The organism is Stappia sp. G46H5W (assembly GCF_058448995.1).
Genome location: NZ_JBZFLL010000003.1, coordinates 17,317 through 36,469 on the forward strand (window position 1 = coordinate 17,317; position 19,153 = coordinate 36,469).

General features: G+C 64.5%; 20 protein-coding genes. 6 read left to right on the forward strand and 14 right to left on the reverse strand.

The window, feature by feature from the left end; genetic code table 11:
• Positions 1-32 precede the first annotated feature (32 nt).
• The gene (locus tag ACVJ6E_RS10265) at positions 33-635 is read right to left on the reverse strand and encodes a flavin reductase family protein (RefSeq protein WP_120267387.1); all 603 of its coding nucleotides are present in this window, start codon (positions 633-635) and stop codon (positions 33-35) included.
• 2 nt (positions 636-637) lie between these two features.
• Positions 638-1,222: a nitroreductase family protein gene (locus ACVJ6E_RS10270; protein ID WP_120267386.1), complete on the reverse strand. Its 585-nt coding sequence runs from the start codon at positions 1,220-1,222 to the stop codon at positions 638-640.
• A gap of 224 nt (positions 1,223-1,446) precedes the next feature.
• On the opposite strand from ACVJ6E_RS10270, the gene ACVJ6E_RS10275 reads away from it, so the two are divergent.
• The gene (locus ACVJ6E_RS10275) at positions 1,447-2,496 is read left to right on the forward strand and encodes an RgsD C-terminal domain-containing protein (protein WP_208996613.1); all 1,050 of its coding nucleotides are present in this window, start codon (positions 1,447-1,449) and stop codon (positions 2,494-2,496) included.
• A gap of 13 nt (positions 2,497-2,509) precedes the next feature.
• Here the strand turns inward: ACVJ6E_RS10275 and ACVJ6E_RS10280 are convergent, their stop codons facing one another.
• The 7 genes from ACVJ6E_RS10280 to ACVJ6E_RS10310 form a co-directional block, all read right to left on the reverse strand.
• The gene (locus ACVJ6E_RS10280; RefSeq protein ID WP_120268308.1) at positions 2,510-3,379 is read right to left on the reverse strand and encodes a lysophospholipid acyltransferase family protein; all 870 of its coding nucleotides are present in this window, start codon (positions 3,377-3,379) and stop codon (positions 2,510-2,512) included.
• A gap of 148 nt (positions 3,380-3,527) precedes the next feature.
• Positions 3,528-5,483 (reverse strand): threonine--tRNA ligase, encoded by a 1,956-nt coding sequence (gene thrS, locus ACVJ6E_RS10285; RefSeq protein ID WP_120267385.1) that lies wholly within the window; start codon positions 5,481-5,483, stop codon positions 3,528-3,530.
• Positions 5,484-5,733: 250 nt separating this feature from the next.
• Entirely contained in the window at positions 5,734-7,407 is a 1,674-nt protein-coding gene (locus ACVJ6E_RS10290; RefSeq protein ID WP_120267384.1) for a methyl-accepting chemotaxis protein, read from the reverse strand.
• Positions 7,408-7,792: 385 nt separating this feature from the next.
• Positions 7,793-9,247 (reverse strand): RimK family ATP-grasp domain-containing protein, encoded by a 1,455-nt coding sequence (locus ACVJ6E_RS10295; protein WP_120267383.1) that lies wholly within the window; start codon positions 9,245-9,247, stop codon positions 7,793-7,795.
• A gap of 5 nt (positions 9,248-9,252) precedes the next feature.
• Positions 9,253-10,440 (reverse strand): GNAT family N-acetyltransferase/peptidase C39 family protein, encoded by a 1,188-nt coding sequence (locus tag ACVJ6E_RS10300; protein WP_199680985.1) that lies wholly within the window; start codon positions 10,438-10,440, stop codon positions 9,253-9,255.
• A gap of 168 nt (positions 10,441-10,608) precedes the next feature.
• Complete coding sequence (gene yidD / locus ACVJ6E_RS10305) at positions 10,609-10,962, reverse strand: membrane protein insertion efficiency factor YidD (RefSeq protein ID WP_120267382.1); 354 nt, start codon at positions 10,960-10,962, stop codon at positions 10,609-10,611.
• An 11-nt stretch (positions 10,963-10,973) separates the two neighbouring features.
• Positions 10,974-11,411, reverse strand: coding sequence for an iron-sulfur cluster assembly scaffold protein (locus ACVJ6E_RS10310; protein ID WP_120267381.1), 438 nt, complete (start codon positions 11,409-11,411; stop codon positions 10,974-10,976).
• 271 nt (positions 11,412-11,682) lie between these two features.
• Between ACVJ6E_RS10310 and folE the strand changes: the two genes are divergently transcribed.
• Positions 11,683-12,318: a GTP cyclohydrolase I FolE gene (gene folE, locus ACVJ6E_RS10315; protein WP_120267380.1), complete on the forward strand. Its 636-nt coding sequence runs from the start codon at positions 11,683-11,685 to the stop codon at positions 12,316-12,318.
• 46 nt (positions 12,319-12,364) lie between these two features.
• Positions 12,365-12,817: a phosphoribosyl-AMP cyclohydrolase gene (gene hisI / locus ACVJ6E_RS10320; RefSeq protein ID WP_120267379.1), complete on the forward strand. Its 453-nt coding sequence runs from the start codon at positions 12,365-12,367 to the stop codon at positions 12,815-12,817.
• A 27-nt stretch (positions 12,818-12,844) separates the two neighbouring features.
• Here hisI and ACVJ6E_RS10325 read toward each other — a convergent pair whose 3' ends face one another.
• The 4 genes from ACVJ6E_RS10325 to ACVJ6E_RS10340 form a co-directional block, all read right to left on the reverse strand.
• Complete coding sequence (locus ACVJ6E_RS10325) at positions 12,845-13,246, reverse strand: DUF2000 domain-containing protein (RefSeq protein ID WP_120267378.1); 402 nt, start codon at positions 13,244-13,246, stop codon at positions 12,845-12,847.
• Positions 13,247-13,317: 71 nt separating this feature from the next.
• Positions 13,318-14,124 (reverse strand): AraC family transcriptional regulator, encoded by an 807-nt coding sequence (locus tag ACVJ6E_RS10330; protein ID WP_120267377.1) that lies wholly within the window; start codon positions 14,122-14,124, stop codon positions 13,318-13,320.
• A gap of 92 nt (positions 14,125-14,216) precedes the next feature.
• On the reverse strand, positions 14,217-14,648 hold the full coding sequence (locus ACVJ6E_RS10335) for a CBS domain-containing protein (protein ID WP_120267376.1): 432 nt from the start codon (positions 14,646-14,648) through the stop codon (positions 14,217-14,219).
• A 120-nt stretch (positions 14,649-14,768) separates the two neighbouring features.
• The gene (locus tag ACVJ6E_RS10340) at positions 14,769-15,530 is read right to left on the reverse strand and encodes a rhomboid family intramembrane serine protease (protein WP_120268306.1); all 762 of its coding nucleotides are present in this window, start codon (positions 15,528-15,530) and stop codon (positions 14,769-14,771) included.
• 528 nt (positions 15,531-16,058) lie between these two features.
• On the opposite strand from ACVJ6E_RS10340, the gene ACVJ6E_RS10345 reads away from it, so the two are divergent.
• The 3 genes from ACVJ6E_RS10345 (at position 16,059) to ACVJ6E_RS10355 (ending at position 18,415) form a co-directional block, all read left to right on the forward strand.
• Positions 16,059-16,712, forward strand: a complete 654-nt coding sequence (locus tag ACVJ6E_RS10345) for a PAS domain-containing protein (protein ID WP_120267375.1) — start codon at positions 16,059-16,061, stop codon at positions 16,710-16,712.
• A gap of 139 nt (positions 16,713-16,851) precedes the next feature.
• Positions 16,852-17,472, forward strand: coding sequence for a PilZ domain-containing protein (locus ACVJ6E_RS10350; RefSeq protein WP_120267374.1), 621 nt, complete (start codon positions 16,852-16,854; stop codon positions 17,470-17,472).
• A gap of 325 nt (positions 17,473-17,797) precedes the next feature.
• The gene (locus ACVJ6E_RS10355) at positions 17,798-18,415 is read left to right on the forward strand and encodes a transglutaminase-like cysteine peptidase (protein WP_120267373.1); all 618 of its coding nucleotides are present in this window, start codon (positions 17,798-17,800) and stop codon (positions 18,413-18,415) included.
• Positions 18,416-18,574: 159 nt separating this feature from the next.
• On the opposite strand, the gene ACVJ6E_RS10360 is transcribed toward ACVJ6E_RS10355, so the two are convergent.
• Positions 18,575-19,111 (reverse strand): gamma carbonic anhydrase family protein, encoded by a 537-nt coding sequence (locus tag ACVJ6E_RS10360; RefSeq protein WP_120267372.1) that lies wholly within the window; start codon positions 19,109-19,111, stop codon positions 18,575-18,577.
• Positions 19,112-19,153: the final 42 nt, after the last annotated feature.

Below are 19,153 nucleotides of genomic sequence, written 5' to 3' on the forward strand. Positions count from 1 at the left end.
CTTTTCAGTAAATCCTTGCGGGAAGCTGATGATCAGGCCGTCGGCCGGCGCATCTGGAAGACGCTGTCCACCACCGCATAGTCCATGTAGCCGAGCCGCGAGAGCGGCCGCGCCTTCGTCACGTCGAACAGCCCATCGACCAGCATGGCCTCGTCGATATGCACCGCGACGACCTCCCCGAGCACCATCCAGTTGTTGGTCGGAGTGCCGTCATGGGCGGTCAGGCGGATCGTCTGCAGATGCTTGCATTCGAGCACGGCCTTCGCCTCGGCAACGCGCGGCGCACCGACGAGCAGGGACGCCTGCGGCGTCAGGCCGGCCTTTTCGAACTCCGACACGCCCTTGTCGAAAGGAGCGGAGGACGTGTTCATCGCGTCCTTCAGGTCTTCGGTTGCAAGGTTGAAGACGAAATCGCCGGTCTCGTCGATATTGGCGACCGAATCCTTGTAGCCGGACGACGAGAAAACCACGATCGGCGGCGTGTCACAGACGGCATTGAAGAAGCTGTAAGGCGCAAGATTCACCGACCCGTCCGCGGCCCGGCTGGAAATCCAGCCGATCGGCCGCGGCGCCACCAGCGCCTTGAACGGGTTGTGCGGCAGGCCGTGTCCCTTAGCAACCTCGTAGCTATACATGCTCATGCAGCACTCCATTCGCTGATCAGATCGTCGAGGTCGGGGCGCGGCCGCTCGCTCGGCGGCTGCGAGGCCGTGCCAAGGTGAATGAAGCCGGCAATCCGCTCGGCTTCGGCAAGGCCCAGCAGAGACGCGACGTCGTCGTCGAAGGCCATCCACTCGGTCAGCCACTGGGCGGCGAACCCACTCGCATTGGCCGCCATCACCAGGTTCATGCAGACGGCGCCAACGCACAGCTGCTGCTCCCAGACCGGGATTTTGGGGTGCACGGCAGCTCGGCTCACCACGGCAACCACCAGCGGCGCCCGGGTGAAGCGCGTCAGCTCCTGATCGCGCCGTTCCTCGGACAGCTCGCCCTCCCGCGCCTCGGCCAGCGGCAGCAGGCGTTCGCCGAGCTCCGCTCGGGCCTCGCCCCGAATGAGGATGAAGCGCCAAGGCACCAGCTTGCCGTGATCGGGCACGCGAGAGGCCGCCTGCAGGATGGTGCGCAGGGCCTCGCCTTCCGGCGCGGGCTCGACCATGGTCATGGCCGGATGCGAGCGCCGCGTGAGCATCAGGCGCAGTGTTTCGGATTGCTCCGTCGTCATTTTCAGCCTTTTTGTCGGCGCCGGCCACAGGCGGGGCGGCACGAGATGGAGGGGGCGCAAAACGCGCTGTCACCTCCATGACCTAGACGGCTTTTCGCGCCTGTCAATCTTGCCGGGGCCGGAGGCGACAGATGACTTGAAATTGCCCCAGTTTTGGAGTGGAACCCAGAGGTGGGATTTCCCCCGCGCGGTTTCGTTTCAAGACAAGGGCAGGCAGCCGGCCAATGCAGGTGTTCAGGGCTTTTGCAATCGCGCTTTGCGCCGTCGGTCTGGCGATCTCCCCGCTCCAGGCGCAGGACGTCGTGACGCCTCCGGCCAAGCCCGACGAGCTGAACGCGGCGCCGGCGGATGCAGCGCCGGTCGAGGCAGCTCCGGAAGAGCCGGCCGCGCCTCCTCTCGGCGACCTGTTCGGCGGCAATGCCGTGCCCGGCTCTTCCACGCCGGTCGTGCCCTATGCCCCCGCCATCACGCCGGATACCGGCATGCCGGACCAGGGCACGGAATCGCCTGTCTACATGGTCGCCCGTCTCTCCGAGGATGGACCGGCGCTGACCCAGGGCGTCACCTGGCGGGTCTATCGGTCCAAGCTGGATGAAAGCGGCCGGCTCGAGCTGGTGGCAACGGCAACCGGCGGGGATGCGGACTTCCGCCTGGCGCCGGGAGAGTATTTCGTCCACACCGCCTATGGCTATGCCGGCCGCACCAGCCGCATCTCCGTGCGCAACGGCCTCACCAGCCAGACCGTTGTGCTGAATGCCGGCGGCATCAAGCTCGATGCGCAGTTCTCGGGCAACCAGCCTATCCGCGCCGGCCGGCTGGTCTTCGACATCTACGAACGCGAGTTCAACAGTCGCGGCGAACGCAAGATCGTGGCGAACAACGTCAAGCCGGGCGACATCGTGCGGCTGAATGCGGACACCTATCACATCGTCAGCCGCTACGGCGCCGTCAACGCGACGGTGCGTGCCGACATCCGCGTCGAGCCGGGCAAGCTGACCGAAGCGACCGTCTACCACAACGCGGCCCGCGTCACGCTGAAGCTGGTCAACCAGCCCGGCGGCGAGGCCATCGCCAATACCAACTGGTCGGTCCTGACGCCCGGCGGCGATACGGTGGTGGAAGGTACGGGCGCCTTCCCGGCCTTCGTCCTGGCCTCGGGCGAATATCAGGTGATCGCGCGCAACGAGGACAAGCTCTATTCGCGCGACTTCGAGGTGAAGACCGCCGCCCATGGCGAGGTCGAGGTCCTTACCAGCTCGCTTCTCAAGCAGTAGCCCTAAGCCGGCCTCAGGCAGCGATCCGCCGCAGCCGGCGCCGGTCAGGCCTGCCTCGCGGCCTGGGCACCGCCGGTGCCATGGCGACCACCCGTGCCAGCAAATGCTCGGTCATCGCTTTCTGATCGCCGAAAGCTGCCAGCTCCTCGTAGGGGATTGGGGCGCCCACCCGCACCGGCAGGTCGCAGCCCATGATCTTGCGGAACTCGCGAATATACATCGACAGGCGAAGCGTCAGCGAGAACCGCGAGACCAGGTGAAAGAGCGGCGAGTTCTGGCCGTCGAAATAAAGCGGGATGACTGTCGCGCGGGCCGCACGGATCATCTTGGCCGTGAAGGTTTTCCACGGCAGTTCACGCGCGCGGCCGAAGGGCCGGTCGGCCGTTGCCACCCCTCCCCCCGGAAACACGATGATCGTTACGCCTTCGGCGAGCAGGCGCAGGGCCTCCTGCCGGGTGCGCATGTTGGTCCGTAGCGCGTCCGCCGTCTCCTCGAAGTCGATTGGCAGCGCGTAGGGGCGGATCTCCGGCGCCTTCAGGAGCTCGTTGTTGATGAGGATGCGGTAGGGACGCCCTAGCCGTTCGGCGAGCGACAGGATCGCCAGCCCGTCGCCGAGCCCGTAAGGATGATTGGCGATCATCACCAGCGGTCCCTCGGGCAGGCTTTCCGGCGGCCAGCTCCCCTCTTCCACCACCACATCGACACCGATCAGCGCCAGAAGGTCGCTCCATTTTGTGGTCGAGGTCGCAGCGATGGCATCGCGCCAATAGCGATAGTAGCCGAGCAGGTAATTGCGTCCCGACAGCGTCTCTATCCAGCGGATCAAGACACGCTTGGTCCACGAATGCGCCTCGTTGGCGTAGCTGAGTTCCGTTTCCGTCACCACCGGCCCCTGAATTCGCCTGCGCGGAAGAAACCCCGATCTAGCCCGTCTTGCGTGACAGGATCGCGACACTCCGCCAGCCCACTTACGAAAAGAGCCGGCCGGGAGATCCCGGCCGGCTCATTCTGGATTTGGGCATATGCCGGTTTCAGCCTCGGCGCAGGTCCGGCGCGACGGCCTCCTCGACAAGGGCGGCAATCGCCTCGTCGAGACCGGTGACGGACTGCTGCTGCGAGCCCAGGCGGCGGATGTTGACGGTCCGCTCTTCAGCCTCGCGTTTGCCGCACACGACGATGACCGGAACCTTGGCCAGCGAGTGCTCGCGGACCTTGTAGTTGATCTTCTCGTTGCGCAGGTCGAGCTCGGCCCGCAGGCCCGCCTTCCTCATCGCCGCCTGCACCTCGATCGCGTACTCATCCGCATCGGAGGTGATGGTGGTGACCACCACCTGCTGCGGCGCCAGCCACAGCGGGAAATGGCCTGCGAAGTTCTCGATCAGGATGCCCAGGAAGCGCTCCATCGAGCCGCAGATGGCGCGATGGATCATCACCGGCGTCTTCTTCTCGCCGTCCTTGTCGACATAGAAGGCGCCGAAGCGCTCCGGCAGGTTAAAGTCCACCTGGGTGGTGCCGCACTGCCATTCGCGCCCGATGGCGTCCTTGAGCGTGTACTCGAACTTCGGACCGTAGAACGCGCCCTCGCCCGGCAGGATGTCGGTCTTGATGCGCCCGCCCGATTGATCCGCGATCTGCTTCAGGACCTTTTCCATCACCGCTTCGGCATGATCCCAGAGCTCGTCGGATCCGACGCGCTTTTCGGGCCGGGTCGACAGCTTCACGACGATCTCGTTGAAGCCGAAGTCCTCGTAGACCGAGAGGATCAGGTCGTTGATCTTCAGGCACTCCGCCGCCATCTGCTCCTCGGTGCAGAAGATGTGGGCGTCGTCCTGGGTGAAGCCGCGCACGCGCATCAGGCCGTGCATGGCGCCCGAAGGCTCGTAGCGGTGCACCGCGCCGAACTCGGCCAGCCGCAGGGGCAGGTCGCGATAGCTCTTCAGCCCATGCTTGAAGATCTGCACGTGGCCCGGGCAGTTCATCGGCTTCAGGGCGAACAGGCGGGTGTCCTCGGCCTCCGGATCGGCACACTGCACGGAGAACATGTTCTCCTTGTACCAGCCCCAGTGACCGGAGGTCTCCCACAGCGAGGTGTCGAGGATCTGCGGGGCATTCACCTCGTCATAGTCCTCGTCGAGCCGACGGCGCATATAGCCGACCAGGCTCTGGAACAGGCTCCAGCCCTTGGCGTGCCAGAACACGACGCCCGGCCCCTCTTCCTGGAAATGGAACAGATCCATCTCCCGGCCGAGCTTGCGGTGATCGCGCTTCTCGGCTTCTTCCAGCATGTGGAGATAAGCCTTGAGCTCGGCCTCGTTCGCCCAGGCGGTGCCGTAGATGCGGGTCAGCATCTCGTTGTTGCTGTCGCCGCGCCAATAGGCGCCGGCCACCTTCATCAGCTTGAAGGCGTCGCCCACCTGGCGGGTGGAAGCCATGTGCGGCCCGCGGCACAGGTCGAGCCACGCGCCCTGACGATAGATCTTCACGTCCTGGTCGGCGGGGATCGCATCCACCAGCTCGACCTTGTAGGTCTCGCCCTTTTCCAGGAAATGGCGCTTCGCCTCGTCGCGCGACCACACCTCGCGGGTGAACGCATCGCCACGCTGGATGATCTCGCGCATCTTCTTCTCGATGACCGGAAGGTCGTCGGGCGTAAAGGGCTCGTCGCGCTTGAAGTCGTAATAGAAGCCGTTCTCGATCACCGGGCCGATGGTCACCTGGGTCCCCGGCCACAGTTCCTGCACCGCCTCGGCCATCACATGGGCGGCGTCGTGGCGGATCAGCTCCAGCGCCCGCGGGTCCTCGCGGGTGACGATCTCCAGCCGGGCGTCGCGCTCGATCGGCAGCGACAGGTCGGCCAGCTCTCCGTCGAGCGTGACGGCAACCGCCTTCTTGGCCAGCGACTTGGAGATGCCGGCGGCAATCTCGGCGCCGGTCACACCGGGCGCGAAATCACGAACCGAATTGTCGGGGAAGGTCAGATGGATCATGTCTGTCTCCGGCTCACTCCTGCAAACAGGGCAGGTAAGCGTTGTGTTTTTGAACCGCGGTTGAATAGAGGATTTGGGCAAGGGCGGCAACCGTTACAACCCGGGCGAAGGCCAAGTCCTTCTGTCAGGGGCCAGGCCGGGACCAGCCGCACCCACCGCCGCGACCGAAATATCCACCGCGCAAAAAAGCAGCGGGCCGGACCATGTGGTCCAGCCCGCTCTCATCAATGCCTGAGGGAAGCTTGACGCCTCAGGCGGCCCTGAGGGTGCGGAGGAACTGGCTCACCTCCTGCTCCAGCGTCCGCGACTGACCCGAAAGGGCGCCGGAGAGGCCCATCAGCTGCGTCGAGGCTGCGCCGGTCATTTCGGCCGCCGTGCCCACGCCGGCGATGTTCTGAGTCACCTCGTTCGCACCCGAGGATGCGCGGTTGATGTTCGTGGCAATCTCGTTGGTCGCCGCGCCCTGCTGCTCCACCGCGATCGAGATGGCCTGAGCCGCATCCTGGATCGTGCCGATGGTGGTGACGATCTGCGAGATCGAGTCGACGGTCGTGCGGGTAGCCGCCTGGATCTCCGTGATCTTGCCGGAGATTTCCTCGGTCGCCTTGGCCGTCTGGCTTGCCAGTCCCTTGACTTCGGCCGCGACCACGGCGAAGCCCTTGCCCGCCTCCCCGGCCCGTGCGGCCTCGATGGTCGCGTTCAGCGCCAGGAGGTTGGTCTGCTCGGCGATCGTCGTGATCAACTCGACCACTTCCCCGATCTTCTGGGCAGCTTCGGACAGGGAGTTGACGTGACGGCTCGTCCGTTCGGCGGTGGTTGCGGCATCTTTCGAGATGGTCACCGAGCGCTCGACCTGCGAGGTGATCTCGCTGATGGATGCCGACAGTTCTTCCGCTCCGACGGCAACCGTCTGAACGTTAGTCGAAGCTTCCTCGGCAGCTCCCGAAACCGCCTGAGCCTGACGCGAGGTTTCTTCGGCGTTCGCTGAGAGACCCTCGGCCGCATTGGCGACTTCACCGGAGGCACGGACCAGCGACTGGACCAACTGCCCCATCGAGGCCTCGAACTGGTCGGCCATGGCGCGACGCTGGCTCAGGGCCTGCTCAGCGTTGCGTGCCTCTGTTTCGACCTGCTCCGCACGCAACCTCTCGTTTTCCCGAAGGCTGTCGCGGAAGGTCTGCAGCGTGTTCGCCATGGCGCCCAGCTCGTTCTTGCGACCGGCACACGGAATGTGCGCGTCGAAATCGCCGCCGGCAATCTGGCTCATGGCGCCAGAGATACCGATGATGTTCCGGGTCACGTTGGCGACGATGTAGTAGATGTAAACGACGCCGATCACGCCTGCGACCACCGCCGCAACCGTGAAGATCCAGAAGATATTGGAATAGACCGTCTCGGCTTCCACCTCGGAAGCGCTGGACCCTTCTTCGTTGAGCTTGATCAGCTCGGCAAGGTCGGTGGACAGGTCATCGAACACGGAGCGAATTTCATCTCGCAGAATGACCGTGGCTTCCGCGTTCTTGTTCTGCCGCGACAGCTCGATCACCTCGTTGCTGCGCTTCAGATAGTTCTGCCATTTCACCTTGAACCCATCGTAGACGGCCTGCTCTTGGGCCGAAGAGATGAGCTTCTCGTACTTTTCAGAACTTGCCGCGATGGAGGCCGTGATATCTGCCAACATCTTTTCCGCGGCACGCATTGATGCGTCATCCACCGAGATGATGTGCTCGGCCTGGTAGATCCGGAAGTCGGACGTGGAAGTGTTTATGGCGTTCACCACACTCACGCTCGGCAGCCAATTCTTGGCCATTTCCTCGGCGCTGCCGTTCACTGCAGTCAAACCCGAGAGACCAACCCATACAAGAGTCGTCACCGCGGTCAGAAGCGCCACAGTAAACGAAATCAGAACTGCCCTTAAACTCATTTCCGTCACGCCTCCAAAAGCGAATTACTTGTAAGATCTACCGATTAAAAATTAAAGAAGCTTGAATTAAGCGCGCTGAAAATAGACAAAGCTCAAAATCCAAGATGGAATCAATTCTATCCATAATTGAATTAAAACGATTTACGCGCGACATTATCCCAAATAATACAACCATGACGCTAGAAAGACCTGAAATGGCCGTCGGGAAAGCAACCTCCCCGCCAGGCGGATTTTCAGGTCGCGTATTTTGAAGAAAGTTACTTTAAGGAGAAACACTTACCCTACGGACGAAAAACTCCGAAAACCGCTCGCAAGAACGAGCGGAAACCGGTTTCATCCGCGCAAAGGATGGCCGTCGCGGCGCACAAAGCCGGCCGCGACGCCCTTACCGAGCCTCGATCCGGCGAACGAACCAGCGCACGAGCCGCTCCCAGACCGCGTCCTTTTCCATCGAGTCCTCTACCCCGTGATCGAGGTTGGGATTGTCGTTGACCTCGATGACGACGACCCGGTCGCCGAAGGACTTGAGGTCGACGCCGTATAGACCGTCGCCGATCAGGCGAGCCGCCCGCACGGCCGTTTCCACCACGGCAGGCGGCGTCTCGGCGAGCGAGATGGAGCGGAAGCTACCCTCCTTCGCCTGCTTGCCGTCCTCATGTTTGACGATCTGCCAGTGCTTCTTGGCCATCAGGTACTGCACGGCGAAAAGCGGCTCACCGTCGAGCACGCCGATGCGCCAGTCGAATTCGGTCGGGCAGTATTCCTGCGCAATGATGATATCGCTGTCTTCCAGCAACTCCTTCACCTTATCGGCGATGGCCGTCTCGCCCGCGACGCGGAACACGCCGCGACTGAACGAGCCGTCCGGAATCTTCAGCACCACCGGCGAGCCGAGCCGCGCCTCCAGTCCCGCCGCTTCCTTGACGCTCGACAGGATCGCCGTCTTCGGGATCGGGATGCCGTGCGTTTCCATCAGCTCGGCGAGATAGACCTTGTTGGTGCAGCGGATCATCGACACCGGGTCGTCGATCACCGGCATGCGCTCCTGCACGGCCCGGCGCGCGAAGCGATAGGTGTGGTTGTCGATATTCGTCGTCTCGCGGATGAACAGCGCATCGTATTGCGCCAAGCGGTCGAGGTCGCCCTTGCCGATCGGCACGATCTCGACGCCCTGGCGCGCGGCGACCTTGGCCAGATGGCGCAGCGAAGCCTGGCTGGAGGGCGGCAGGTCCTCCTTGGGATTGGCGAGCACGGCGAGCGAGTATTTCATCGGCAGGCGCTGCTTGGGCGCTCGCCAGGCGCGGTGCGTGTAGCTTTCCAGGCTGGCGCTCAGGAAGCTGCGCGAGGTCGGATCGAGATCGGAGATCGGCACGACGCGGATGCGGGTGATCGCCCGCCAGCTGTCCTTGCCAAGACTCACCTCCAGGATCGGCGCGCGGTACCAGTCGAACAGCAGACGTGCGAAAGGCTCCAGCGCGGCGATCTCGGTCTGGCCGAGACAGACCAGCAGCTTGTCGCCGACGTCTTCGGTCTTCGCCAGGCAGCGGTTGAGACTGTCTTCTAGCTCGGGCAGAGCGTGCCGGTAGAGCCCCTTGCGCGACAGCTCGATCATCGTCTCGACATTGGGCAGCACCCGGTGCTGCCGGGCTTCCGCCAGCAGCGAGGCATAGTAGCCCGCCCCCTGATACGCGAAGGACCGCGACAGGTTAATGATGTTCGGGTTGGTGCCGGTGAAGAGCTTGGGGCGCAGCATGTAGTCGCGCACGCTCATCACCTTGTGGGGGGTGTCGGCGTTGGAAAAATCCTTGGGATTGTCGACGAGAACGACCCATGTAGCCATCGGTCTCAGCCCTTTCTCAAAATGATCTGCGCGCGCACCGGCGGCTTGCCCCAACGGGCCATGCGGTCGAATTCGGCATCCGGCACCGGCAGGTTCGAGGCGTCCTGCGGCGTCTCGTAGCCCTCGTACCCGAGCCAGGGGTCGTGAATGAAGAGGTGGCGGGCATCCTCGCCCTGCACCAGCACCCAGTGGGGACCGCGCCGGCCGAGCATGCGGTATTCGGAGATCAGCACGATGGCCAGCGCACCTGTGCGCACCTCGTCCGCCAGCGCCCGCGCCGGCAGTTGCTCCTCGAACGCGGGAATGCCCAGCTGCCGCGCCTCGGCGCGATAATCGTCCTGTACGATCTGCATCACCCGCTGCTTGTCGGGATCGCGTACGGAGGAGATGAACAGGTGTCCCGGCGGCGACAGCCGCACCTCGGCGGACAGGCCGCGATGCGCCGCCGCGACCGCAAGACCGAACGGCCCGCAGCCGCCGTGGCCGGAGGCGAGATAGATGGTCGTCGATTCCCGCCAGAGCCGCAGCTCCAGCCTCTCGCCCAGATCGGTCGCTACATCGAAATGCTTCAGCGCCATCATCAGGCAGGCCGGCCCGCAGGTAAACTCCGTCGTCTGCGCGTGGTAGGGCACGGTGGGGGGAGGCGCGGCCTCGTCGTGCAGCAGCTTTTCCATCCGCAGAGCCGCGCTGCCGTCCTCGTAATACTCGGCAACCCGCCCATGCACCCGGTATCCCGCCTTCTTGTAAAGGCCGCGGGCCGTCGTGTTGTCCTCGCGCACCTCCAGCCGCAAGACGATTCTGTCGCGGGCAAAGGCGTCGGCCTCGGCCGCTGCCAGCAGCGCGCGGCCGTAACCCTGCCCGCGCACCTCCTCGCGAAGGGCAAAGGAATAGAGCCGCGCAAGCGCGGTTCCGGACCGGAACAGCAGCAGGGCATAGCCGATGATCTTGCTTCCCCTTTCGGCAATGACGAAAGAGGCGCCCGAGCTTTCCAGAAAGCGGCGGAAGGAGCGGCGCGAGATGCGGTCCTGCGTGAAACAGGCTTCCTCAACCTCGACGAGCGCGGCAAGGTCCTCTGGTCTGGCGGCGCGCAGGGTAAAGCTGTCGCCGCCGGGTCGAGGTTCGGGATCGGTTTCCGGCGCGGTCTCGCGTCCGGCTTCGGGCGCGGGGGCCGGCCCTGTATCGGGAGTGTTCAAGTCCGGATCTCCGGGGAAATCTGCAGGGTCGCTCACCGGTTGTCGCCTGTCGGTTCGTGGCGCTGGTCCGATGATGACCTGAAAGCCCTCTATCTCCAAATTCGCCTTGCGTCTTCAACGGCTTTCGCATGGCTGCAACGGAATTCGCATGGCGGCGAGCGGTGGCCCTCAATCGAGCCGCGTTGCCGGGTCGATATGGTCCGCCGTCCAGCGGCCATAACGCCAGGGCATGTACCATCTGGCGCTCTCCGGCAGGCACTCGGGGATCGGATCGAACCCGCTACCGCCACCCGGCCGGCAGCGCTGCAGGCGTGCAAGTCCGACCCAGCTTCCGGCCCACAACCCGTAGCGCGCGATTGCATCGGCCGTGTATCCGGAGCAGCTGGGCGCATAGCGGCACGATCGGCCGATGAAGGCCGACAGCGTCAGCTGATAGATGCGGATCAGCAGCAGGCCGATGCGGGCCGGAATGCCCGGCGCCCCGCCTGCGGGGCCGTTGCGGTGAGGATGAGCAGAGCACATGGCGGCAGACCTCAGGCCGCGCGCCGCGCCTCGATCTGCTCGGCAGCATCCACCACCGCCTCGAAGGCCAGCATGGTGGAGGCGTGACGCGCCTTGAAATCACGCACCGGCTGCAGCACGGCGGCCTCGGCAAAACGTCCGCCCGGCGGCGGCCCGCTCTCCTTCAGCATCGCCAGCACCGCATCGCGCGCCTCGCGCAACTCGCTCAGCGTCGCGCCCTTGATATGCCGTGCAACGATGGAGGCGGAAGCCTGACCGAGAGCGCAGGCTTTGACGTCCTGTGCGAAATCGGTCACAACTCCTTCTTGCATTTTCAGGTCGACAACCACCGTCGAGCCGCACAACTTGGAATGCGCCTTCGCGGAGGCATCGGGTGCGTCGAGACGGCCAAGGCAGGGGATGTTGCCGGCGAGTTCGAGGATCTTCGAATTGTAGATGTCGTCGAGCATGGGCGCCTCATCAAGACAGCGTGACGCAATAACAACCGGCTTCACAGCCATTTGGCATTTCTTATATAGGGTGGAACGCGGGAAAGAAATGGACACACAGGTCTCAGGTCGCGGCCGGGCGGGGCAGGTCGTGAAGAATTGCCGTAATTCAAACAACATGGCATGCGACCCCTCCGCCGCCCGCGGCCAGCACTTTGAGAAACTCCAGTGGTCCGAAATCACGGGGGCGGCGTAACGGATGCGGAATACAGTACAATCGGGAGATCCCGCAATGGATGCCATCTTGAAGCCGGTCACGACCCGCGACGACACTGCAGCGGCAACGCGCCCTCGCCCGTCCCGCGAGGAAGTGGAAGCGGCCGTGCGCACACTGCTTGCCTGGACCGGAGACGACCCCGAGCGCGAGGGGCTGCTCGACACGCCCAAGCGCGTCACCAAGGCCTATGAGGAGATCTTCTCCGGCTACTTCCAGGATCCGGCGGAGCACCTGAAGCGCACCTTCGAGGACGTCGGCGGCTACGACGATATCGTCCTCGTGCGCGGCATCCCGTTCTTCTCGCATTGCGAGCATCACATGCTGCCCTTCGTCGGCGAGGCGCATGTCGCCTACTACCCGTCGGAAGGCGTGGTCGGCCTGTCGAAGATCGCGCGCGTGATCGACATCTTCGCCAAGCGCCTGCAGACGCAGGAAAACCTGACGGCCCAGGTCGTCGATGCGATCGACACCCATCTCGCTCCGCGCGGCATCGCCGTGATGATCGAGGCCGAGCACCAGTGCATGACCATGCGCGGCGTGCAGAAGCAGGGCGTCTCGACCATCACGACCCAGTTCACCGGCGTGTTCCGGGACGACCCCAGTGAACAGGTACGCTTCATGAGCCTGGTTCGCGGCGGCCGTCGCGACTGATCGGGCACGCAAGCACAAGACGCCGCCCGGCGTCGACGGAAGACAGATGACGGACATTCGCTTCGCCGGGCGCGGCGACAAGAACGAGCTGGAAAACGGAACCGTTTTCCAGCCGAAATTCGATGCCGACGGGTTGATCGCCTGCGTTGTGACCGATGCCGATGACGGCACCGTGCTGATGGTCGGCTACATGAACGCCGAGGCACTCGCCCGCACCATAGAGACGGGCGAGGCCTGGTACTGGAGCCGGTCCCGCCAGGAATACTGGAAGAAAGGCGGCACCTCCGGCCAGGTTCAGCAGGTTGTCGAACTCCTCACCGATTGCGATCAGGACGCCCTGGTCATGAAGGTGCGTGTCGCCGGCAACGGCGCCACCTGCCATGTCGGCTACCGGTCGTGCTTCTACCGGCGGATCGTTGCGGGCGAGAACGGCGCGGTCGGTCTGGAACAGTCAGGCGGCGAGCGGGTCTACGATCCCAGGGACGTCTACGGCGGCTGACCGCCGCCGCCTCCCCGCACTCCCCCACTACCGCAACAGTGGCAGCCTGCCGCAGATCCGGTCGACCGCCTTGCGCGGCCCGGCCAGCAGGATCGCCTGCGGCGTATGGCCGGCAAGCGGCGCGGCGGCGATACGCTGCGAGTAATCCTCGTAGTTTCGCGCCTCGAAAGCCGCCCTCATATAGGCAAGGCGAACCGGCAGGTTCTCGGCTGCCGCGAAAAGGTCCGGCAGTTCCTCTTGCGGAGCACCGAGCACCGGAAGCGCCACCGTCGTGATCCCGGCGAGCGCGATACCATCGCTCGTCGGTGTATCGGCACCCACGAGGGCAGGCTCGAACCGGCCGAGGCTCATCCCCAGCACGGCGGCGAAATTGGCCTTCAGCCCCACCGGCAGGCTGTCGGACAGAATGATCACAGGCTTGATCGACATGGCATCCCCTTGTTGTCAGGGGATGCCCTTGCCATGACGGGATCCGGCGCGGATTGGACGAAATTGACCTGTCAGTGACGGACCAGGGCGCCGGGTGTGACCCCATAGTGCCGCCGGAATTGCCGGATCATGTGGCCCTGATCGCAAAAGCCTGCGGCAACCGCCGCTTCCGCCGCGCGCATTCCCTCCAGCAGCAGACGGCGGGCAAGATCGACACGGTGCTGGAGAACATGTGCGTGCGGCGTCATGCCCGTCGCCTTGGCGACGCAGCGCACCAGATAGGAGGGCGCAAGGCCGACTTCCGCCGACAGTTCCGCCAGCGACAGGCTTTCTCCCGCCTCCACCCCTGCGGCAATGCGCTCCCGGAGCCTGCGGATGGCGACGCTCTCACGCCCGGCAGGACGCAGCTCCGCGCGCCCATGCAAGGAAAAGGCGCAGGCCAGAACCCGGTGGATCGCCTCTTCCACCGCCAGCCGCCAGTCGGGCCCCTTGTCCGCGTTCAACCTCGCGGCCACCACGCCCAGCGCCCGCGTCAGGACCTGCTCCCGGTCAAGCGGCGCGATCTCCGCAAAGCCGCGCAGCTGGGAAAGGCCCAGGACCTCGCGAACCGCCGCCTCGCTGGCATAGAGCATGTTGTAGCGCACGCGCCCGGCGGCGGCGTGGCCCGTATGCGGCTCTTCCGGGTTCATCAAGGACAGCGTGCCGGCGGGAAGGATCATGCTCTGCCCGCGGCAGACGTAGCCGCCCGCCCCTTCCGCTATGGCGCCGATGGCGAAGCCTTCATGCGCATGCCGCCCGAAGGTCTGGGTGCTGAAGGCGGCCTCGAACAGTTCGATCCCGTGATGCCAGCCGAGATGATGGTAGCGGTTTTCCTGCACTCTCCCGCCTCTCTCCGCCTCCCGGCCATCCGCCTCCCTATCGCCCCGCAAGCCGCGGCGCGCCGGTCGCCGGCACGCCGCACCGCGCAGCATCAAGTCATGGCGATATAGTTGCGCATGTCCTCCGCCTCGCGCTCGATCTGCGCGATGCGATGCTTGACCACGTCACCGATGGAGATCAGCCCGTCCAGCTTGCCGTCCTTGACCACCGGCACGTGGCGGAAGCGGCCGCCGGTCATCCGGGCCATCACCGTGTTCACGGTCTCCGTTGCCTGACAGGTCACCACCTTGGCGGTCATGTACGCCGAGGCCGGCTTGTCGAGCGCGTCGGTGCCGTCTTGCGAGATCGCGCGGACCACGTCGCGTTCGGAAACGATTCCCCGGATGGCGCCCTTGCCATCGGTAATGACGATGGCGCCGATGCGCTTGGCTCCCAGAATGGCGCAGATCTCGCGCATCGTCGTTTCGGCACGTTCCGTCACCACGTCCCGCCCCTTCTCGTTGAGAATTGATGCGACCGTCATGTCCGACCTCCCCGGTGGCTGGTTCTGGCTGCGGGCGGGAGCAAGCTGCTCCCGATTCCGCTTCCATCATGACAAATCCCTGTCGCCGTGCAATCGGCAACACTGCGGGGGCACGAGCGCCTATCTGCGGCGGGGCACCGGATCGAAAAACGAAAACAACAGGAAGCCCGCTACGAAACCACCGATATGGGCCTCCCAGGCAACGCTGCCCCCCTCCCCGGCGCCCGGCAGCGGGATGATGCCGAACAGCAGATTGACGCCGAACCAGACCAGCAGGAACATCAGCGCCTTCGGATTGGAAAGCGTCTCGGCCATGCCGGATGCGGGAATGCGGTAGGCGAATTCATCCGTCCGCCGCATCGCTCCGAGCGGCCCGCCCATGTCGAAGACGAAGCGTGTTGCCGCCGCCATCTGGCCGGAGATCGCGGCCGACGCGCCGATCATCGGCACCGTCTCGCCGAAATGCAGCATCAGATGCAATGCCGCACCGCCGACGGCGCACACGGCCGAGAGCACCAGGAACCGCGCCGTCCCGAAGCGCCTGGCGACCGCCGAGCCGAAGACCGCCATCCACATCACGTTGACGAAGAGGTGTCCCCAGCCGCCATGCAGGAAGGCATAGGTCAGGAACGTCCAGACCTTCGCCGCTTCGCCGCCCGGCAACTGGTAGAGCGCAACTGCATCCGCCAGATAGCGCGCCGGCAGGAACGAGAAAGCGAGCAGGACTTCGTATTGCAGCTCCCTCGAGAGCAGATACGTGTCCGTCAGATGGACGCCGATCAGCACCAGCGACAGCCAGGTCACCACTTTCGGCAGATTGAAGACCGGCTCCGCCCGAGGCGGCCCCTGATCGTGATTCTCGATGGGTGTGGGTTCGTGCATTGTCTCGCGCCTGGCGGTGATCGTCAGCCACCAGATCGACCGCCGGGCGCGATCCGTCAAGTCGCCTGCCCACGGACGCTGCCCGGCCGGCCTCAAAGAAAAACCGCCCGCCGCGCTGTCACGCGATCCGGGCGGCCCGAAAAGTGGCGGGAAACGGCGCCTCAGCCGGCTCCCCGCGAACGAGGTCAGTCGTTGTGCAGTACAGGTAAGCTTGTGTTCACCAACTCCTCGATCCTGCCCTTCAAATCAACGCGACGGCAACCGACACTCCCTGTTAACCTTAACAAGAGGTAAAACGGACCGTTCAACTCCTTGGCATGCGCCCTGCTACGTAAGCGCCAAGACACGGCACAAATGGGAAAACCGTCCCGAAACCGGACAGTTTCCCGCAAAGGCCGGAGAAAGAGCGCAAGGCGTCCCACGTTCCGGCACACTCGCCGGGTCTGATGGCCGGCCTTGCGCAAAAACAGGACAGAAGCTCCCTCCGGATCTGCCGGCAGGAGCGGAAGCGGGGCAAGGTTGGTGGACATGAAACATCCGGTGACACAGCAGCTCTACGACTACTGGGACAGTCTGCGCGGTGATCGGCCGGCGCCGGATCGCGGCGAGATCGAGCCGGGCCGGATCCGCTCCGTGCTCGGCGACACCTTCATCCTGGAGCTCATCGACCGCGACACCTACCGCTATCGGCTGGCCGGGACACGGCTTTGCGCCCTGCACTGCCGCGAGTTGAAGAACCGCAATATCCTGCGCGGCTGGTCGGACGAGGACCGCGAGGCGCTCTCCACGCTGCTCGCCGCGGTGAACGAGGATGCAGCCGCAGCGGTGATCGGCGTCACCGGCTACACCGAGCGCAAGCAGGCGGTGGACATGGAAATGCTGCTGCTGCCGCTCCACATTCCCGGCGAAGGCTGCAGCCGCGTGCTCGGCGCCTGTGTCGCGCTGGAACAGCCCTACTGGGCCGGCATGCATCCGATCCTGTCGCAGACGATCAAAAGCGTGCGGCTGATCTGGCCGGACGAGCGGCCGGCTTTCCTGCGTCCGCAGCCGCGTGGCTCCGTCAGCACCGTGCCGCGGTTCAGCCGCCAGCCGTCCGCCCTGCAGAGCGCACCGCCCCTGCCGCTCATAGCCGAGGCGCGGCGCGTCCAGCATCTGATGGTCATCGAAGGTGGAAAGAGCTGAACCGGTCCTGCCGAAAGTATTGACATCCGCAGCTCTGCGCAGACGGTTGCTTACCAACTGTTAACTGCCGCGCCATATCTTCGACCCGCAGAGTTCGTGCAGCCTCCATGGCGCACGCTCCAGGGAAGGTCGACGACGAATGGCGCACGCCACGGCACTCATGTACACGACAGCTGCCGCAGCCAAGAATGTCGACCGTCGGCGCCATTCCCGCGTACCGGTCAATATCCTCGGCCGCTTCATGCTTGAGGACCGCCGCGAATATCCCTGCCAGATCATCGACATGTCTCCGGGCGGCGCGGCCATCATCGCCCCGGTCCCGGCGCGCGTCGGCGAGCGCATCATTGCCTATATCGACCATATCGGTCGCATCGAGGGCGAGGTCGTGCGCGAGATCGAAGGCGGCTTCGCCATGCGGATCAACGCGCCGCTGCGCAAGCGCGACAAGCTCGCCAACGTCCTGACCTGGCTTGCCAATCGCGACGTGCTCAATCTGCCGGAAGATCGCCGGCACGAGCGCTTCACGCCGAAGAACCCGATCACCCAGATCGTCCTGCCGGACGGACGCAGCTACAAGTCGCGCATCATCGACGTGTCGCTGTCGGGCGCCTCGCTCAAGACCGAGGTGAAGCCGGAAATCGGCATGGCCATCGGCATCGGCAAGATGCGCGCCCGCGTGGTGCGCCACACCGAGGACGGCATCGCCGTCGAGTTCGCGAACATCCAGAACCGCGATCTCCTCGAAAAGCATATTTCCTGATCCTGACGCCCTAGCTGCCGCCACGCGTTTTCCCGCCGGATAGCGATATCCAGGCGGCGCCGGTGCCATGCGCGCCGCACGTCCTTCCATCTCATCGCTCCCGCTCCGCCCTGCCCGCAATCGCCCAAGCGCTTGCGGGCATTGGCGTTTTTGCGCCTGGGCTCGCTGCGTCCACCCCCGTGTCCAATTCCCTACAATTTTAATCAAAACAAGTATAAATTATCGTATAAATCTCTTATATTTCAAATAAACTTCCACGACCAACCTTAGACGCAAATAAAAACGCACGTGTCATTGTCTAGTCAGCCTTGGGGAGGGCGAAGACATGACAATGAACGCAAAAATCCTGAAGTATACTCTCGTTGCCTTCGCGATGGTCGCCGTTGGCATCAGCCAGGCCAATGCACAGGCCGGCCGTTTCATGGAGACCGGCGCAGCGGCAAAGGCCCCTGTCGGCCATGTCGGCTTCTGTCAGGAAAATCCTGCGGAGTGCAAACCCGACGGCAAGGGCGCCGTGGTGGTGAAGCTCGACCGCGAGCGCTGGAACGAACTCATCGCCGTCAATGCAGAGGTGAACGCCCGCATCCGGCCGGTGACGGATGTCGAGCTCTTCGGCGTCGAGGAATACTGGACCTATCCGGTCGACGGCGCGGGCGACTGCGAAGAATACGTGCTGGAGAAGAAGCGCGTGCTGCTGAACCGCGGCTGGCCCGCCAGCGCGCTGCTGATCACAGTCGTCAAGGACACCAACAATGCGGGACATGCCGTTCTTACGGTCCGCACCGATCAGGGCGACGTCATCCTCGACAATCAGATCGAGGCCGTTCTGCCCTGGTATTCGGCCCCCTATCGGTTCGTGAAGCGGCAGTCCGCGTCACATCCGGCAAAGTGGGCCGCGATCTCCGACCTGCGAACCAGCACGCTGGCCAGCATCGGAAACTGAGCCTGGTCGGCGGGGTCGGGAACCCCGCCCCTCGCGGCTTGGCAAATACACGAAGGAATGCGCCATCACTGATGGCAACCGGGCCTATCCCCTCCCCCATTCCCTTAGGTCGGGTTGCCGGCCGGCCTCTGCTAACGCGGAGGCCGGCCCATTTTTTTCTCAGCCCAGGGCCACCGGCGACAGACCGGTGATGTAGCGGCGCCACTTGCCGACATAGCCTTCGGCGGAGGCCGCGATGCGAGCCTCGGCGGCCTCGTCGAGCTGGCGCACCACGCGCCCAGGCATGCCGACCACCAGCGAATTGTCCGGGATTTCCTTGCCTTCGGCGATCAGCGCGTTCGCGCCGATGATGCAGTTGCGGCCGATGCGAGCGCCGTTGAGCACGATCGCACCCATCCCCACCAGCGTGTTGTCGCCGATAGTGCAACCATGCAGGATCGCCTTGTGGCCGATCGTGCAGCCGCTCCCGATGTCCAGCGGAAAGCCCATGTCCGTGTGCAGCACGCAGCCATCCTGCACGTTGGAGCGCTCGCCCACTGTGATCGTCTCGTTGTCGCCGCGAAGAACCGCCGCGAACCAGACGCTGGAGTCCCGCTTCAGGACGATGCGCCCGATCACCGCGGCATCAGGGGCGACCCAGTAGCTCCCCGGTTCCGGCGTGACGGGGCTGTGATCGTCGAGGCGATAAAGCGGCATCGGAAACTCCGGCAGGGCTGAGGTGTCGCGCGGGACAGGAGG

What these genes read in the sequence shown, in the direction of transcription:
- folE (WP_120267380.1), top strand. Translation starts at nt 11,683, where the DNA reads ATGGATGCCATCTTGAAGCCGGTCACGACCCGCGACGACACTGCAGCG.
- ACVJ6E_RS10325 (WP_120267378.1), bottom strand. Translation starts at nt 13,246, where the DNA reads ATGTCGATCAAGCCTGTGATCATTCTGTCCGACAGCCTGCCGGTGGGG.
- ACVJ6E_RS10290 (WP_120267384.1), bottom strand. Translation starts at nt 7,407, where the DNA reads ATGAGTTTAAGGGCAGTTCTGATTTCGTTTACTGTGGCGCTTCTGACC.
- ACVJ6E_RS10345 (WP_120267375.1), top strand. Translation starts at nt 16,059, where the DNA reads ATGAAACATCCGGTGACACAGCAGCTCTACGACTACTGGGACAGTCTG.
- ACVJ6E_RS10310 (WP_120267381.1), bottom strand. Translation starts at nt 11,411, where the DNA reads ATGCTCGACGACATCTACAATTCGAAGATCCTCGAACTCGCCGGCAAC.
- ACVJ6E_RS10270 (WP_120267386.1), bottom strand. Translation starts at nt 1,222, where the DNA reads ATGACGACGGAGCAATCCGAAACACTGCGCCTGATGCTCACGCGGCGC.
- ACVJ6E_RS10350 (WP_120267374.1), top strand. Translation starts at nt 16,852, where the DNA reads ATGGCGCACGCCACGGCACTCATGTACACGACAGCTGCCGCAGCCAAG.
- ACVJ6E_RS10335 (WP_120267376.1), bottom strand. Translation starts at nt 14,648, where the DNA reads ATGACGGTCGCATCAATTCTCAACGAGAAGGGGCGGGACGTGGTGACG.
- ACVJ6E_RS10265 (WP_120267387.1), bottom strand. Translation starts at nt 635, where the DNA reads ATGTATAGCTACGAGGTTGCTAAGGGACACGGCCTGCCGCACAACCCG.
- ACVJ6E_RS10360 (WP_120267372.1), bottom strand. Translation starts at nt 19,111, where the DNA reads ATGCCGCTTTATCGCCTCGACGATCACAGCCCCGTCACGCCGGAACCG.
- hisI (WP_120267379.1), top strand. Translation starts at nt 12,365, where the DNA reads ATGACGGACATTCGCTTCGCCGGGCGCGGCGACAAGAACGAGCTGGAA.
- yidD (WP_120267382.1), bottom strand. Translation starts at nt 10,962, where the DNA reads ATGTGCTCTGCTCATCCTCACCGCAACGGCCCCGCAGGCGGGGCGCCG.
- ACVJ6E_RS10275 (WP_208996613.1), top strand. Translation starts at nt 1,447, where the DNA reads ATGCAGGTGTTCAGGGCTTTTGCAATCGCGCTTTGCGCCGTCGGTCTG.
- ACVJ6E_RS10295 (WP_120267383.1), bottom strand. Translation starts at nt 9,247, where the DNA reads ATGGCTACATGGGTCGTTCTCGTCGACAATCCCAAGGATTTTTCCAAC.
- thrS (WP_120267385.1), bottom strand. Translation starts at nt 5,483, where the DNA reads ATGATCCATCTGACCTTCCCCGACAATTCGGTTCGTGATTTCGCGCCC.
- ACVJ6E_RS10340 (WP_120268306.1), bottom strand. Translation starts at nt 15,530, where the DNA reads ATGCACGAACCCACACCCATCGAGAATCACGATCAGGGGCCGCCTCGG.
- ACVJ6E_RS10355 (WP_120267373.1), top strand. Translation starts at nt 17,798, where the DNA reads ATGACAATGAACGCAAAAATCCTGAAGTATACTCTCGTTGCCTTCGCG.